The following is a 14,854-nucleotide window of genomic DNA, read 5'->3' as shown; positions in this document are numbered from 1 at the left end:
GAAGATTAAGATTTGTAAACGGGTAGGAGTGGGGGTGAAAGAGAGTTTTCGATCTGATGCGGGGAGGTGTTTGGTGGTACGGCTTCTTTTTGTTACTTTTGTGCGAATATAAAAAAAGGAAAGGATTGAATATATGGAAAAAGAGAAGCCGTTGATACTTGTTTCGAATGACGATGGCGTGATGGCTAAAGGTATTAATGAACTGGTGAAGTTTCTTCGCCCTTTGGGTGAGATTATAGTGATGGCACCTGATGCTCCGCGTTCCGGTAGTGGGTGTGCGCTGACGGTGACGCAGCCGGTTCATTACCAGTTAGTAAAGAAGGAAGTGGGCTTGACTGTTTATAAATGTTCGGGAACACCGACCGATTGCATCAAATTGGCAAGAAACACAGTGCTCGACCGGACTCCGGATCTGATAGTCGGCGGTATCAATCATGGAGATAACTCTGCCACTAACGTGCATTATTCCGGTACGATGGGAGTGGTTTTTGAGGGCTGTTTGAATGGAATTCCTTCTATTGGCTTCTCCTTGTGCAATCATGCACCCGATGCTGATTTTGAAGCTGCCGGACCTTATATCCGCAATATCGCTGCCATGATCTTGGAAAAAGGACTTCCTCCTTTAACTTGTCTGAATGTAAACTTCCCCGATACAGCCGATATAAAAGGAGTGAAAATCTGTGAACAGGCGAAAGGACGTTGGACGAATGAATGGGCTGCCTGCCCTCGTCTGAATGATTCTAACTATTTTTGGCTGACCGGTGAATTTACCGATCATGAACCTGAAAACGAGAAGAACGATCATTGGGCTTTGGCAAATGGTTATGTTGCTATCACCCCGACTACGGTTGATGTGACGGCTTATCACTTTATGGACGAACTTAATAAATGGTTTAATTAGTTGAAATTTGAAAGTTGAAAAAGAAAGCATGACGCCCTGTTAGTCATCTATCCCTACCAACTCTCAACTCTCAACTCTCAACTCTCAACTCAATGAAGTATTATCTGATTGTCGGTGAAGCTTCCGGCGACTTGCACGCCTCTCATCTGATGGCTGCCTTAAAGGCAGAAGACCCGCAGGCTGATTTCCGTTTTTTCGGAGGTGACTTGATGGCGGCTGTCGGAGGAACAATGGTAAAGCACTATAAGGAGTTGGCATACATGGGATTTATTCCTGTATTACTCCATCTGCGCACTATCTTTGCAAATATGAAGCGTTGCAAAGAAGACATTGTTTCCTGGGAACCGGACGTTGTTATTCTGGTAGATTATCCGGGATTCAATCTTGATATTGCCAAGTTTGTCCATGCAAAGACACAGATACCGGTTTACTATTATATTTCTCCGAAGATATGGGCGTGGAAAGAATACCGTATCAAGAATATAAAACGAGATGTAGATGAGCTTTTCTCCATTCTTCCTTTTGAAGTGGAATTCTTCGAAGGAAAGCATCAATACCCCATTCACTATGTAGGAAACCCTACGGTGGATGAGGTGGCAGCCTATCAGGCAGCTCATCCGAAAAATAAGGAGCACTTTATTGCAGAGAACCAATTGGAGGATAAGCCGATTATCGCTCTTCTTGCCGGTAGCCGGAAACAGGAAATCAAAGATAATCTGCCGGATATGTTGAAGGCTGCTTCCGCTTTTCCTGATTATCAGCTTGTCTTGGCCGGTGCACCTGCCATTGCTCCCGAGTATTATAAACAATATGTAGGAGAGGCGAAAGTGAAAATCATTTTCGATCAGACTTATAGCCTGTTGCAGCATGCAGATGTAGCTTTAGTTACTTCGGGTACAGCTACGCTTGAGACGGCATTGTTTCGTGTTCCTCAAGTGGTTTGTTATTACACTCCGATCGGGAAAGTGGTTTCTTTTTTGCGGCGTCATATCTTAACTGTGAGATTTATTTCGTTGGTTAATTTGATTGCTGACCGTGAAGTGGTAAAGGAACTGGTGGCGGATACGATGACCGTGAAGAATATGCAGAACGAATTGAGAAATATCATTGAAAATGAAGCGTATAGAAATGAGATGCTTTCGGGGTATGAATATGTAGCCGAACGGTTAGGGCCTGCCGGTGCTCCTCGTCATGCAGCTCGTGAAATGCTGCGTTTGTTGAAAAAATAACTTTCTTTTTCTGAATAAACGTAAAGCCGATGCAGTAAATGCACGGCTTTTTTATTTATAAAGCAGAAGACTAAAATAAAGAAAGGAAAAAGATATGAAAAAAATTAAGTGGCTTTTAGGAATCTTATTATTGGCATTAGTGCCAATGTTGCAATCATGTGATGATGATGGTTATTCTATTGGAGATTTCAGCTGGGACTGGGCGACTGTTCGTGCAACCGGTGGAGGAGGTTATTATTTGGAAGGTGATAATTGGGGGGTGATTGATCCGGTTGCTACTTCTATTCCTTGGTTTAAACCGGTGGACGGTGAACGTGTCGTGGCTTTTTTCAATCCTTTGTATGACATGGAAGGAGGAAAAGGAGTTCAGGTGAAGATGGAAGGCATACAGGAACTGTTGACAAAAGAAGTGGAAGATATGTCGACAGAGGAAGAAGCGGAAGAATTCGGAAATGATCCTATTCTGATTTATCAGGGTGATATGTGGTTGGGAGGAAAGTTCCTGAACGTAATTTTCCGCCAGGAGTTGCCTCGTTCGGAGAAACATCGTATCAGTCTTGTGCAAAATAAGATGGAACCGGGAGAGCCGGGCGAACCGTCAGAACCGGGAACATTGAATGTGGATGAAGGTGGTTACATACATTTGGAACTGCGTTATAATACGTATGAGGATGTGACTGACTATTGGGGATGGGGACGAGTTTCTTATAATCTGGAAAAGTTCTTCCCTACGCCGAAAGATTCCTGGGTAGCACCCAAAGGGTTTAAGGTGACAATAAACTCAAGAGAACATGGAGAAGGAAGAGTGATTGTTCTTGATCTGGATCATCCGGTCGGTGTACCGGAAGCAGCAAAGGATGTTCATTCCACTTCTTCGATCCGATAACCTAACTATGATTTACTGTGTGTGAAAAAGGTCGGGATACTTCCGTAGAAGTTCCCGACCTTTTGTATTTTGTTTCAGTTCTAATCGATTGAGAAAGAATCCCCGTTAGAACCATGTTAATGCATATAGATAAACGACTGCTGCCGGTATAGCCATCAGAGAACTGTCAAAGCGGTCGAGCATCCCACCGTGTCCCGGAAGAATGGTTCCCGAATCCTTAACGTGCAACTGGCGTTTCAATAACGACTCCGTCAGGTCGCCCCATGTGCCGAATATAACAACCGCCAGTGCCAGTCCTGCCCATTCAATCATTGACATAAATGGGAAGTAGTGAGCGAGTATAAAAGATACTCCGATTGCTACCACTCCGCCGCCGATAGAACCTTCCCATGATTTCTTGGGAGAGATACGTTCAAACAACCGGTGTTTGCCGATCAATGAACCGATGCAATAGGCTCCCGTGTCATTCAGCCAGAGGAAAATAAAGATGGATAGCGGTAGAATAGGATTGTAACTTACGCTACTGTATTCTGATCCCGGATCGTTATGGAATGCCAATACATTCAGCAAAGCAAAAGGCAGTCCGATATAAAGTTGGCTAAGCATAGAATAAGCCCAGTTAAGTACCGGGTTTTCCTTTTTCAGATACAACTCGCTAATCATCATGTAAAGCAATAAAAGCACATACGGGATGAATATCTTCGAATCGGCTGCATCAATGCAGAATCCCATGATTGCAAGGAATAGGTAAGCCCCGCCGAGCATATTAATAGTCTTGTTTATCTTCACTCCTTCTGCGCGCATATTTACCAGCTGTCCGAACTCATAAATAGTCAGTGCGCTGATAGCGGTGAACAGAATACCAAAGCTGAATGCGTCATAAAGGATGCACCCCACCAAGATGGCAACGAAGAGTACACCCGTAATAGCTCGTTTTATGAAATTATTAATCAAAATCTATTCGTTTTAATTAGTTGGACCCGTTAGCTTGTTCTTCCCCATTGGATTTACCCTCTACGGTAACTTTGCCCTCCACAGTAACCTTTTTACCTTCTGCGGCAACTTTGGTGTCTATGGGTGCTTGTTCTTCCTTTGCGGTATTTTCAGCTTCCTCTTCTTTGATTTCCTTTTCTTCTTCTTTCAGCTTTTGGGCAAGTTCTCTTTCAGCTCTTGCGGCATCCTGGCTTTCTTTAGCAGCCATGATTTCTTCTGATCGGGAAGCCCAGGGGCGTTTACCAAAGATGCGTTCAACGTCTTCCGCGAAGATTACTTCTTTGTCAATCAGTAATTGCGTCAGTTCGTTGTGTCCTTCTTTATTCTCTGACAGAATTCTCTTGGCACGGTCATACTGCTCGTTCACCATTCTCTTGACTTCTTCGTCAATCAATTCGGCTGTCTTTTCGCTGTATGGACGGTTGAAAGAATATTCATCGTTGTTGTAATAACATAAGTTCGGCAGCTTGTCGCTCATACCTAAATAGGCAATCATGCCGTATGCCTGCTTAGTCACCCTTTCCAGGTCGTTCATGGCACCAGTTGAGATGCGGCCGAGGAATAAATCTTCAGCGGCGCGTCCTCCCAAAGTAGCACACATTTCGTCCAGCATCTGCTCCTTGGTAGTGATCTGACGTTCTTCCGGCAGATACCAGGCAGCTCCTAATGCACGTCCGCGAGGAACGATTGTAACTTTAATCAATGGGTTGGCATATTCCAACAACCAGGAGATAGAGGCGTGTCCTGCTTCATGCAAAGCGATGGAACGTCTTTCTGCTTCCGTTGTAATCTTGGTTTTCTTTTCCAGACCACCGATGATGCGGTCTACCGCATCCAGGAAGTCCTGTTTGCTTACGAATTTCTTTCCGTGGCGGGCAGCGATCAGTGCAGCCTCATTGCAGACATTGGCAATATCCGCACCCGAGAATCCCGGTGTCTGACGTGCCAGCAAGTCCACATCTACACTATCGTCTATTTTAATCGGGCGCAAATGCACGCCAAATACTTCTTTACGTTCGTTCAAGTCGGGCAGATCCACGTGTATCTGACGGTCAAAACGTCCTGCACGGAGCAGTGCCTTGTCGAGTACGTCTACACGGTTGGTAGCAGCAAGGATAATCACACCGCTATTGGAACCGAAACCGTCCATTTCTGTCAGCAACTGGTTCAATGTGTTTTCGCGTTCGTCATTTCCTCCCATTGCAGGGTTCTTGCCACGGGCACGTCCTACGGCATCAATCTCATCAATAAAGACGATACAGGGAGCTTTTTCTTTAGCCTGTTTAAATAAGTCGCGAACACGGGATGCACCTACACCCACAAACATTTCCACGAAGTCGGAACCTGCCAATGAGAAGAAAGGCACATTCGCTTCGCCGGCCACAGCTTTGGCAAGCAATGTTTTACCGGTTCCCGGAGGGCCTACCAGCAATGCTCCCTTGGGTATCTTACCTCCCAAATCCGTATATTTCTGCGGTTCCTTTAAGAACTCTACGATTTCCTCCACTTCTTGTTTCGCTTCGGCCAGTCCCGCTACATCTTTAAATGTAATCTTGATGGCTCCGCCTTTTTCAAAAAGCTGGGCTTTGGATTTTCCTACATTAAATACGCCGCCGGGGCCACCACTACCGCCTCCGCTCATACGGCGCATGAAGAATATCCATAACGCAACCAGCAAGACAAGCGGGAGTACCTGAATCAGAATTGCGGGGAAAATATCCGATTTGGGCGGATAGTCGGATGAACCGTCAAAATGACCGGCTTCCTTTTCTGCCTGCAAAAACTCTTCCAGTTTATCGGTAGACGGGGTTCTACTTGTAATGACAGGGTTGCGTCCCACCTTGGTAGAGTCAGCTCCAAAAACAGCCCCTACGGCAGTCGGTTTGAGGAAAGCTTCGATTGATTTGTCTTCATAACCCAATACTTTGCTGACATAACCCTTTTTTACATAGTCCTGAAACTCGCTGTAAGTTACAGCTTTGCTTCCTGCTCCTTTTGAATCACTGCCCCACCAGAGGCCGAGAAGCATAAGGGCAATAATCATATACATCCAGTTCAGGTTGAACTTGGGCATATTAACCTTATTGTTAGGTTTATTGCTATTGTTATTATTGCTATTATTATTGTCCATAATCATTAATTAGTCTAGATCGGGGATTTGAGTAAGTTTGGCATCTGCCCAGAGGTGCTCAAGATTATAAAAAGCTCTTGTCTCCGGCAAAAAAACGTGTACCAATACATCGGCATAGTCCATAGCTACCCATTCTGCATTTCGGAGTCCGTCGATTGCATAAGGCTTGCTGTCCGCACCTTTGCGTGTAAATTCCTTGATTGAATCTACTATTGCACTCACTTGACTGGGAGAATTTCCCTGACAGATAACGAAATATTTACAGATGGTATCTTCTATGCTGGTTAAATCGGCAACGACTATCTTTTTACCTTTTTTCTCTTGAATTCCTTCTTTTATTTTTTCAATTAATACTTTAGTATCGTTCATTCCTGTAATTGGGATTAATAATTCATGTTCTCTATTTGTTTATAACAAAAAAAGGTGACCCTTTGTTTCTGATAATAAACGTGATATTTTTGACAAATATACGCTGATTTATTGGATACAAGAAAGTTATCCCTCAATTTTTGTGTTTTTTAGTGGAGATACTTTTGTTTGGAAAGCTTATTTGGACATTTTTGCAAAAAAAATATCGGATTTGTTTTGAATTCCCAAAATATTTGTATCTTTGCACCCGCAAACGAAAATCATTGGGCTATGGTGTAATGGTAACACTACAGATTCTGGTCCTGTCATTCCTGGTTCGAATCCAGGTAGCCCAACAATTTATAAGACAAAATAAGCTAAAAGCCGTTATTACTAGGTAATAACGGCTTTTTTGCATGTTTAACAGTATGTGTCTCTAAACTTCTCACCATCAAGAGGTCACATTATAGGTCACTGGAAGTTTTAAAAAAACAGTTCCTCGGTGGCAAATTCGGTGATACGAATGCATGTTGATAGTCCGAAAAACGCTAATCTTATGAAAAGCCGTGAAGTTGATTGATAAAGAATAAATCCTTAAACTGGCTGTCGTCTTGTTTAGTAGAAAAGAAAAACAGGTTTTATAGCTCAAGTGAGTATAAAACCTGTTTCTAATTTTTCTAAATCGGGCAGAACTCTTATTCTTCTGCTTTTATTGATTCATCGATTACTTTGATCTTTTGTAATACCAGTTCCAAGTCTGCTTTCAACTTATCTACCTTGCGGTTCAATTCAGTCAACAGGCTGCTGCCTTTCTTAGAAGTAGAAGTCAGGAAGCCTAGATTGTTCTCATAAGTCTGAAGCTCATTCTTCATATTCTCATAAGTGCGTACCAGCTTTTCACGTTCTCTGTACAGAGATTGAGTACCGCTTCCCTGGATATTGCTGATATTCGAACGGAAGTTACTTAACTTCTTGTTGGAAGCATTGATGTTAAAGCGGTCGAATAGCTGATCGATGATTCCGTGATACTGCTTGTATAACTTATCTTTTTCTTTGAACGGCACATGACCGATAGAGTTCCACTCTTTCATTAAATCCCGAACCAAGGTACTTGCTTCTTCGGTATCCATGCTTTCATCAATAGCGGATAACTTCTCGATCAACGCTTTCTTCTTTTCCATATTCTCTGTTTCTACAGAACGTTGTGAAGAAGTAGCTTTGTTCTTTTGTTCGAAGAAGTAGTCGCAAGCTGTGATAAACCGTTTCCAGATTGCATCCGAGTGTTTTTTGGCAACCGGTCCGATGGTCTTCCATTCTTTTTGAAGTTTGGTCAGTGCATCGGCAGTTACTTTCCAGTCTGTACTGTCTTTCAAGGCTTCCGCTTTTTCGCAGAGCGCTTTTTTCTTTTCCAGATTCTCGTTCATTCCTTCTTTCAGGCTCTTGAAGAATTCTCCTTTCTTCTTGAAGAAATCATCGCAGGCATGGCGGAAACGCTCGAAGATCTTCACATTCATCTTTTGCGGCGCAAAACCGATAGTTTTCCATTTGTTTTGCAGGGCAATCACTTCCTGGGTCTTGTTTTCCCAGGCAGAGAATGTTTTCAGTTCATCATACTCAATCGCTTCAACGATTTCGCAGATGACGGTCTTTTGATCCAAATTATGCTGTTCGGCTTCTTTCAACGATTCGAAGTGCTGCTGATGGCGGCGGTTGACAGCGGTAGAAGCTGCTTTAAACCGATTCCAGATTTCATCACGCAGTTCTTTGGCTACCGGACCTGTATCGCGGAACTCCTGATGCAACTTCTGAAGTTGGTGGAAAGCGGAAACAACATCTTCCTCGTCAGCCAACTTTTCGGCAGCTTCGCAGAGATGCGTTTTGATTTCCAGATTCTTTTTGAAGTCATATTCGCGGAACTCATTGTTCAGTTTCAATAAATCGTAGAACTTCTCTACATATAATTGATAGTTTTTCCAAAGTTCATTCACTTTACCTTGCGGCACCAGTTTCGTATCATTCCATTGCTGTTGCAGCTTCTTGAACTCCGTATAAGATTTGTTGGCGTCATCTCCGGATTCCACCAATTCTTTCAGTTCTTCAATAATGGAAAGTTTCACTTGCAGGTTTTCTTCCTTTTGGCGTTCCAGTTCGGCAACCTGTTTACTGCGTTTTTCCTTGATAACCCCCATCAGGCGTTTGAATTCTTCTTCCGTCGGGTCCTCTTCGGCAACAAAATCTTCAATGTTTCCACCGTTGTCTGTAAACTGTACCTTAGCAGCTTCCAACTCGGCATTATGTAACTTGTAGAATGATTGTTTCAGATTGTCAATTTCCTGCTTGTTCGCATTTTCAGCATCTTGCGCAAGCTCTTTTAGCTGGTTTAGTACATCTTCCTTAGTGGCAGGTTTAGGAGTTGCTTCAGGTTGAACTTCGGCAGTAACATCTTCAGCCGGAGTCTCTGTAATAGCTTCAGAAACCTCGACTGTTTTCTTTTCTTCTTCTAATTCCCCTTGGTTCAAGGGTTGATTAGTGTCATGAGCGTCCATCATTGTATATTAGTTTTGGGTCACAAATTAATGAAATAAAACGATTACTTCATACTATTTTGCTTATTTTTTTTTGTTTATCGTGTTTTTATGACAATAAAACGGTTATTCCCATGTACAACATCATTCCGATGATGTCATTTGTAATGGCTATAAACGGACCTGTTGCAATGGCTGGATCGATTTTGAACTTCTCCAGCGTCATCGGTACCAGTGTCCCGAAAATAGAAGCGAACATTACCACGGCAAACAGGCTGATGGATACGGAATAGGTGACCGTAGCCGTTGCGCCGAACCTGATAAAGTTGTAGGTGTATACTAATAAGGAGATAATAGTGGCATTAATTAAAGCTACTACCGATTCCTTGGTTATCTGCTTGAAGGTATTTTTAGCGTCCAGCGAGCTGTTTGCCAAACCTTGTACGATGATTGCCGAAGATTGTGTTCCGACATTTCCTCCTGTACCACCGATCAGCGGTATATACAGTGCCATTTCGGGATGGGCAGCAAAGGTGGAGTCGAAATTACCCAATATCATAGAGTTGCCGATTCCGCCGATCATACCGATTAATAACCAGGGGAGGCGGGCAGTGGTCTGTCTCAATACATTATCGTCCGTTTCTACGTCCTGCGAAAGACCGGATGCCAACTGATAGTCACGTTCCGACTGCTCACGGACTTCATCCATGACGTCGTCGACGGTGATTTGTCCCACAAGCCGACCGATACTGTCGACAACGGGGATAGCCACCAAGTCATACTTCTCAATCGCCTGTACTACCTCGTCAATGGGAGTATCTACGTGTACCGAAATCGGATCTTTCTGCATCACGTGTTTCACTTTGGATACAGAAGGGGAAGTAATCATCTTTTTGAGCGGGAAGATACCTCGCAGACGTTCGTCATCGTCAATGACATATACGTAATAGATTTCGTCCAGCTCTTCCGCCTGTTGCCGCATCTCTTTCAGACATTCGGGCATACTCCAGTTTTCGTTGACAAGTACCATTTCCGTACCCATCAAACCACCGGCGGTATTTTCGTCGTATTTCAACAAGTCGACGATGTCTCCTGCCTGTTCGATGTCCTCGATGTGCGAAAGAACCTCTTCCTGCTTGTCTTCATCGAGTTCACGCATCAGGTCTACGGCATCATCCGTGTCCATGTAGTCAACGAAGCGTTTGGCGATTGTCTCCGAAGGAAGCATTTCGAGCAGCTCTTTACGAGCATCTTCGTCCATTTCGACAAGCACGTCGGCGGCAATTTCGTTATCGAGCAGGCGATAGACGAACTTAGCCTCTTCCGCATTCAGGTCATTGCACAATTCGGCGATGTCGGCCGGGTGGAGGTCGATGAGAAGACCTTTTACCTTGTCGGCGTCTTTTTGCTCAATAAGGTGTTTAACGTTGTCAATGTATTCCTCGTTCATCGTTGTCAATTACAAATTACGAATTACAAAATCCAGTTCTCTGCTCACTGTTGCCCGCCAATTATTGGGCGTTGCTGGCTGTCTTTAGTGCTTCTTCCACTTTATTGGTCAGATCGATAAATTCGGCTACCGATAGTTGTTCCGGGCGTTTATTAAATAAGATGTCCTCCGTGAGCGGACAATCTTTGCCTAAAATAGGTTTGATGGAGTTGCGCAATGTTTTCCGTCGCTGGTTGAAGGTCGTTTTTACTACTTGCTTGAACAGTTTTTCGTCGCATCCCAACTCTTTAGTCTCGTTGCGTGTCATACGGATAACGGCACTTTTCACTTTGGGAGGCGGATTGAACACGTGTTCGCTGACAGTGAACAAATATTCCACTTTATACCATGCCTGTATCAATACGCTAAGGATACCGTATGTCTTGCTGCCCGGTCCGGCTGCAATACGTTCGGCTACCTCTTTTTGAATCATTCCCGTGCAACAGGGGACGATATCTTTGTTGTCCAGCATCTTGAAAAAGATTTGGCTGGAAATATTATACGGGTAATTACCAGTCAGTACGAAAGGCTTCCCGTCGAACAACCGGTGAAGATTCATTTTCAAGAAGTCATCCTCGATGATGTGGTCTTCCAGTGACGGATAGGCTTCGCGAAGATAAGCAACCGACTCATAGTCAACTTCTACGACCTTTACCAATCGGTCTTTCTTTACTAGAAACTGGGTCAATACTCCCATACCCGGCCCCACCTCTAAAATAGGCAGTTCGGGGAAGGTGTCGACTGTATCGGCAATATCTTGCGCAACTTTCAGATCTTTCAGAAAGTGTTGTCCGAGAAACTTTTTAGGCTTTACTAATTTCATTTACCAACTAAATAATTACTTTTGCAGCTGACAAAGGTAATTCTTTTAAATGAAGAACGTACCACTATTTATTAAAAAATAAATGATGTGTCAGCGAAGCTAATGAAGAATTAAGGATGAAGAAACTATTAAAAAAGACGCTGAAACTGATATTACCGGTTGTTTTAGGCGGCTTTATCTTATTCTGGGTATATCGCGACTTTGATTTTACAAAAGCGGGCGATGTGTTGTTACACGGTACAAATTGGTGGTGGATGCTCTTCTCGTTATTGTTCGGAGTGTTTGCACAAGTCTTTCGTGGTTGGCGGTGGAGACAGACATTGGAACCGTTGGACGCTTTCCCGAAAAAGAGCGATTGCGTGAATGCTATCTTCATTTCATACGCTGCCAGTCTGGTGGTTCCCCGGATCGGGGAGGTGAGCCGTTGCGGAGTGTTGGCGAAATATGATAATGTCTCGTTTGCCAAGTCGTTGGGAACAGTCGTTACGGAGCGGTTGGTCGATACGTTGACTATTCTCCTCATCACAGGCATCACTGTATTGCTCCAATTACCGATATTCGTCACTTTCCTTCAGCAGACCGGAACGAAAATCCCTTCATTAGTCCACCTGTTGACTTCAGTGTGGTTTTATATCATTCTGTTTTGTTTTATTGGTGTGGTGATACTTCTTTATTATTTAAGAAAAACGTTGTTCTTCTATGAACGGGTGAAGGGATTTGTATTGAATATATGGGAAGGAATTATGTCTTTAAAAGGCGTGCGCAACATTCCCCTCTTTATTTTTTATACACTGGCTATTTGGGCTTGTTACTTTCTCCATTTCTATTTTACATTCTATTGCTTTGCCTTTACGGCACATTTGGGTATCCTTGCGGCATTGGTCATGTTTGTCGGCGGCACGTTTGCCGTGATTGTGCCTACCCCTAATGGAGCGGGACCCTGGCATTTTGCCATCATTTCTATGATGATGCTTTATGGAGTAAACGTGACGGATGCCGGAATATTTGCCCTGATTGTACACGGTATTCAAACCTTTTTGGTTGTTTTATTGGGGGTGTACGGCTTGGCTGCTCTGCCGTTCACCAATAGACATCGGGCGTAAATTTTTAGCTAAAAGTGTATATTCTTACATGTTTTTGCCAACCTCCTTTGTCATCTGAAAACTTTTCCATAACTTGGCACTGTTTAATTATCAGATTTAAAATAGTTTTAAAATATTTATTATGAGTACCATTCTTTCTTTAGCTCCACAGAACGTGTGGAAGCATTTTTATTCGTTGACACAGATTCCCCGTCCGTCAGGACACATGGAAAAGATTACAGCATTTCTTTTAGGTTTCGGAAAAGAGCTGGGGCTGGAGTCTTTTGTAGACGAAGCAGGTAATGTGATTATCCGTAAACCTGCCACTCCGGGTATGGAAAACCGGAAAGGTGTGATTCTTCAGGCGCACATGGATATGGTTCCGCAGAAGAACAACGATACTGTACACGATTTTGAAAAAGATCCGATTGAAACTTATATAGACGGTGACTGGGTAAAAGCAAAAGGCACTACTCTGGGTGCAGACAACGGACTGGGTGTAGCTGCTATTATGGCCGTGTTGGAAGCAAAAGACCTGAAACACGGTCCTTTGGAAGCTCTTATCACGAAAGACGAAGAAACCGGTATGTATGGTGCATTCGGCTTGAAACCGGGTACATTGAACGGAGAGATTCTTTTGAATCTGGATTCGGAAGATGAAGGCGAGTTGTATATTGGTTGTGCCGGAGGTATGGATGTAACTGCAACTTTAGAATATAAAGAAGTAGCTCCCGAAGAAGGAGATGTGGCAGTGAAAGTTACATTGAAAGGATTACGCGGCGGACATTCGGGATTGGAAATCAATGAAGGACGTGCCAATGCCAATAAGTTGCTGGTTCGTTTCGTTCGTGAAGCGGTTGCCAGCTATGAAGCCCGTTTGGCTAGCTGGGAAGGTGGTAATATGCGTAATGCTATCCCACGTGAAGCACATGCGGTTATTACCATTCCGGCTGAAAATGAAGAAGAACTATTGGGCTTGGTGAAATACTGCGAAGACCTGTTTAATGAAGAATATTCGGCAATTGAAACACCGATCAGCTTTACGGCTGAACGTGTGGAACTTCCTGCGGGTCAAGTGCCTGAAGAGATTCAGGACAATCTGATTGATGCAATCTTTGCTTGTCAGAACGGTGTGACCCGTATGATTCCTACTGTTCCGGATACGGTAGAGACTTCTTCCAATCTTGCTATTATTACGATTGGTGAAGGAAAAGCAGCCATTAAGATTCTGGCTCGCAGCTCGAGTGATAGCATGAAGGAATATCTGACTACCAGCTTGGAGTCTTGTTTCTCTATGGCAGGTATGAAGGTGGAAATGACTGGTGGATATTCCGGTTGGCAGCCTGATGTTAATTCTCCGATTTTGCATGCGATGAAAGCCTCTTATAAGCAGCAGTTCGGTGTAGAGCCTGCAGTGAAAGTAATCCACGCAGGCTTGGAATGTGGTATTATCGGTGCTATTATTCCGGGATTGGATATGATTTCTTTTGGCCCGACTTTGCGTTCACCGCACTCACCGGACGAAAGAGCATTGATTCCTACTGTACGGAAGTTCTACGACTTCCTGGTGGCTACTTTAGAACAAACTCCACTGAAATAAGCGTATTCTTTATAATGTAAATATTCTCCTATTATATAATAGGTATTTATGCGAAGGCACGGATGAGATTTCATCCGTGCCTTTTTGTCATATTAATTGCAGGCTATATTACAATTTTATTTCATAACAAATAAATTAATTGATGCAAATCAAGAAATATGCTATAAAACATAAATTTCTCTCTTTTTTAGGTCGATGTATAAACAAAGACCGTATTTTTGTATTATAAAACATGTAATTAAGAGGATAACAAAATGAAAAGTTTAAAAAGATTGTTTAGAAAGATCGGCGAAGCCGATGTACATGTTTGGGGATATTCAACAATTAATGCTAAACCAAACAAGTAAGTTTTATTTTTTAGTTTTCAGGAATTAGTAATTTAAAGTTTTAAAGATTATGGCAAAGAAAATGAGTTCTTTAGTTAGAAAAATCCTTAGTGAAGTAGGTCGTAATGAAATGCTTTCATGGGGGTACAGAATTGAGAAATGAGAAAGAGTACATTAACTAGGTTTAGAGTGGGGATACGTTATTAAAGACGATATCCCCACTTTTTCTATATAAAAGAGATATAGGGTGAGGCGGGGAATAAAATGAAGGAGCATTTAACTCATGTTTTCACCACAGAGGACACGGAGGACACAGAGGTGAATTTGGTTTATGACTTACGGTTGTGGGCATAATTTTGACGTGTAATCCTTATACTATAAAGTTGAAAAAAGGTTCTTCGTCAAATTTGGTGGTAATCTCTTTTTTATTTCGATGGTTTTCCTCTTCTTCTTTCTTAATCCTATAAAAAGTTGTAGATATGTTTGCTTTTTAGTAACTTTAAAGACACCACATCATTAAG

The 14,854-nt window shown here is 42.9% G+C and carries 11 protein-coding genes and 1 tRNA gene; 6 read left to right on the top strand and 6 right to left on the bottom strand.

Features of this window, described 5'->3' with window-relative positions; translation table 11 throughout:
- Window positions 1-133: 133 nt before the first annotated feature.
- The 3 genes from surE (at window position 134) to KTR06_RS19215 (ending at window position 3,016) form a co-directional block, all read left to right on the top strand.
- On the top strand, window positions 134-901 hold the full coding sequence (gene surE, locus KTR06_RS19225; RefSeq protein ID WP_008776782.1) for a 5'/3'-nucleotidase SurE: 768 nt from the start codon (window positions 134-136) through the stop codon (window positions 899-901).
- A 92-nt stretch (window positions 902-993) separates the two neighbouring features.
- Window positions 994-2,130, top strand: coding sequence for a lipid-A-disaccharide synthase (gene lpxB, locus KTR06_RS19220; protein ID WP_004315144.1), 1,137 nt, complete (start codon window positions 994-996; stop codon window positions 2,128-2,130).
- A 94-nt stretch (window positions 2,131-2,224) separates the two neighbouring features.
- Window positions 2,225-3,016: a NigD-like protein gene (locus tag KTR06_RS19215; RefSeq protein WP_217290714.1), complete on the top strand. Its 792-nt coding sequence runs from the start codon at window positions 2,225-2,227 to the stop codon at window positions 3,014-3,016.
- Window positions 3,017-3,121: 105 nt separating this feature from the next.
- On the opposite strand, the gene KTR06_RS19210 is transcribed toward KTR06_RS19215, so the two are convergent.
- Genes KTR06_RS19210 through rsfS form a run of 3 tightly spaced genes read right to left on the bottom strand, consistent with a single transcriptional unit; the run spans window position 3,122 to window position 6,509 of the window.
- Window positions 3,122-3,970 (bottom strand): phosphatidate cytidylyltransferase, encoded by an 849-nt coding sequence (locus KTR06_RS19210; RefSeq protein WP_009039035.1) that lies wholly within the window; start codon window positions 3,968-3,970, stop codon window positions 3,122-3,124.
- A gap of 16 nt (window positions 3,971-3,986) precedes the next feature.
- Entirely contained in the window at window positions 3,987-6,140 is a 2,154-nt protein-coding gene (ftsH, locus tag KTR06_RS19205; RefSeq protein WP_008642079.1) for an ATP-dependent zinc metalloprotease FtsH, read from the bottom strand.
- Between the two features lie 9 nt (window positions 6,141-6,149).
- Window positions 6,150-6,509 (bottom strand): ribosome silencing factor, encoded by a 360-nt coding sequence (gene rsfS / locus KTR06_RS19200; RefSeq protein WP_004310984.1) that lies wholly within the window; start codon window positions 6,507-6,509, stop codon window positions 6,150-6,152.
- 264 nt (window positions 6,510-6,773) lie between these two features.
- Here rsfS and KTR06_RS19195 point away from each other — a divergent pair.
- Window positions 6,774-6,844: transfer RNA gene (locus tag KTR06_RS19195), tRNA-Gln, on the top strand.
- Window positions 6,845-7,183: 339 nt separating this feature from the next.
- Here KTR06_RS19195 and KTR06_RS19190 read toward each other — a convergent pair.
- The 3 genes from KTR06_RS19190 to rsmA form a co-directional block, all read right to left on the bottom strand.
- Window positions 7,184-9,037, bottom strand: a complete 1,854-nt coding sequence (locus KTR06_RS19190) for a DUF349 domain-containing protein (protein ID WP_217290713.1) — start codon at window positions 9,035-9,037, stop codon at window positions 7,184-7,186.
- An 85-nt stretch (window positions 9,038-9,122) separates the two neighbouring features.
- The gene (gene mgtE / locus KTR06_RS19185; RefSeq protein ID WP_004312092.1) at window positions 9,123-10,463 is read right to left on the bottom strand and encodes a magnesium transporter; all 1,341 of its coding nucleotides are present in this window, start codon (window positions 10,461-10,463) and stop codon (window positions 9,123-9,125) included.
- A 61-nt stretch (window positions 10,464-10,524) separates the two neighbouring features.
- Window positions 10,525-11,325, bottom strand: coding sequence for a 16S rRNA (adenine(1518)-N(6)/adenine(1519)-N(6))-dimethyltransferase RsmA (rsmA, locus tag KTR06_RS19180; protein WP_217290712.1), 801 nt, complete (start codon window positions 11,323-11,325; stop codon window positions 10,525-10,527).
- A gap of 116 nt (window positions 11,326-11,441) precedes the next feature.
- Here rsmA and KTR06_RS19175 point away from each other — a divergent pair, with 116 nt between their 5' ends.
- Window positions 11,442-12,428 (top strand): lysylphosphatidylglycerol synthase transmembrane domain-containing protein, encoded by a 987-nt coding sequence (locus KTR06_RS19175; protein ID WP_004315816.1) that lies wholly within the window; start codon window positions 11,442-11,444, stop codon window positions 12,426-12,428.
- Between the two features lie 121 nt (window positions 12,429-12,549).
- Window positions 12,550-14,007 (top strand): aminoacyl-histidine dipeptidase, encoded by a 1,458-nt coding sequence (locus KTR06_RS19170; RefSeq protein ID WP_175354016.1) that lies wholly within the window; start codon window positions 12,550-12,552, stop codon window positions 14,005-14,007.
- Window positions 14,008-14,854: the final 847 nt, after the last annotated feature.

It is taken from the genome of Bacteroides sp. MSK.20.12, assembly GCF_019052435.1.
GTDB lineage: Bacteria > Bacteroidota > Bacteroidia > Bacteroidales > Bacteroidaceae > Bacteroides > Bacteroides xylanisolvens.
This window is presented reverse-complemented; position numbering and strand designations above follow the sequence as displayed.

What these genes read in the sequence shown, in the direction of transcription:
- rsmA (WP_217290712.1), bottom strand. Translation starts at nt 11,325, where the DNA reads ATGAAATTAGTAAAGCCTAAAAAGTTTCTCGGACAACACTTTCTGAAA.
- KTR06_RS19170 (WP_175354016.1), top strand. Translation starts at nt 12,550, where the DNA reads ATGAGTACCATTCTTTCTTTAGCTCCACAGAACGTGTGGAAGCATTTT.
- KTR06_RS19175 (WP_004315816.1), top strand. Translation starts at nt 11,442, where the DNA reads ATGAAGAAACTATTAAAAAAGACGCTGAAACTGATATTACCGGTTGTT.
- KTR06_RS19215 (WP_217290714.1), top strand. Translation starts at nt 2,225, where the DNA reads ATGAAAAAAATTAAGTGGCTTTTAGGAATCTTATTATTGGCATTAGTG.
- ftsH (WP_008642079.1), bottom strand. Translation starts at nt 6,140, where the DNA reads ATGGACAATAATAATAGCAATAATAACAATAGCAATAAACCTAACAAT.
- KTR06_RS19190 (WP_217290713.1), bottom strand. Translation starts at nt 9,037, where the DNA reads ATGATGGACGCTCATGACACTAATCAACCCTTGAACCAAGGGGAATTA.
- rsfS (WP_004310984.1), bottom strand. Translation starts at nt 6,509, where the DNA reads ATGAACGATACTAAAGTATTAATTGAAAAAATAAAAGAAGGAATTCAA.
- surE (WP_008776782.1), top strand. Translation starts at nt 134, where the DNA reads ATGGAAAAAGAGAAGCCGTTGATACTTGTTTCGAATGACGATGGCGTG.
- lpxB (WP_004315144.1), top strand. Translation starts at nt 994, where the DNA reads ATGAAGTATTATCTGATTGTCGGTGAAGCTTCCGGCGACTTGCACGCC.
- mgtE (WP_004312092.1), bottom strand. Translation starts at nt 10,463, where the DNA reads ATGAACGAGGAATACATTGACAACGTTAAACACCTTATTGAGCAAAAA.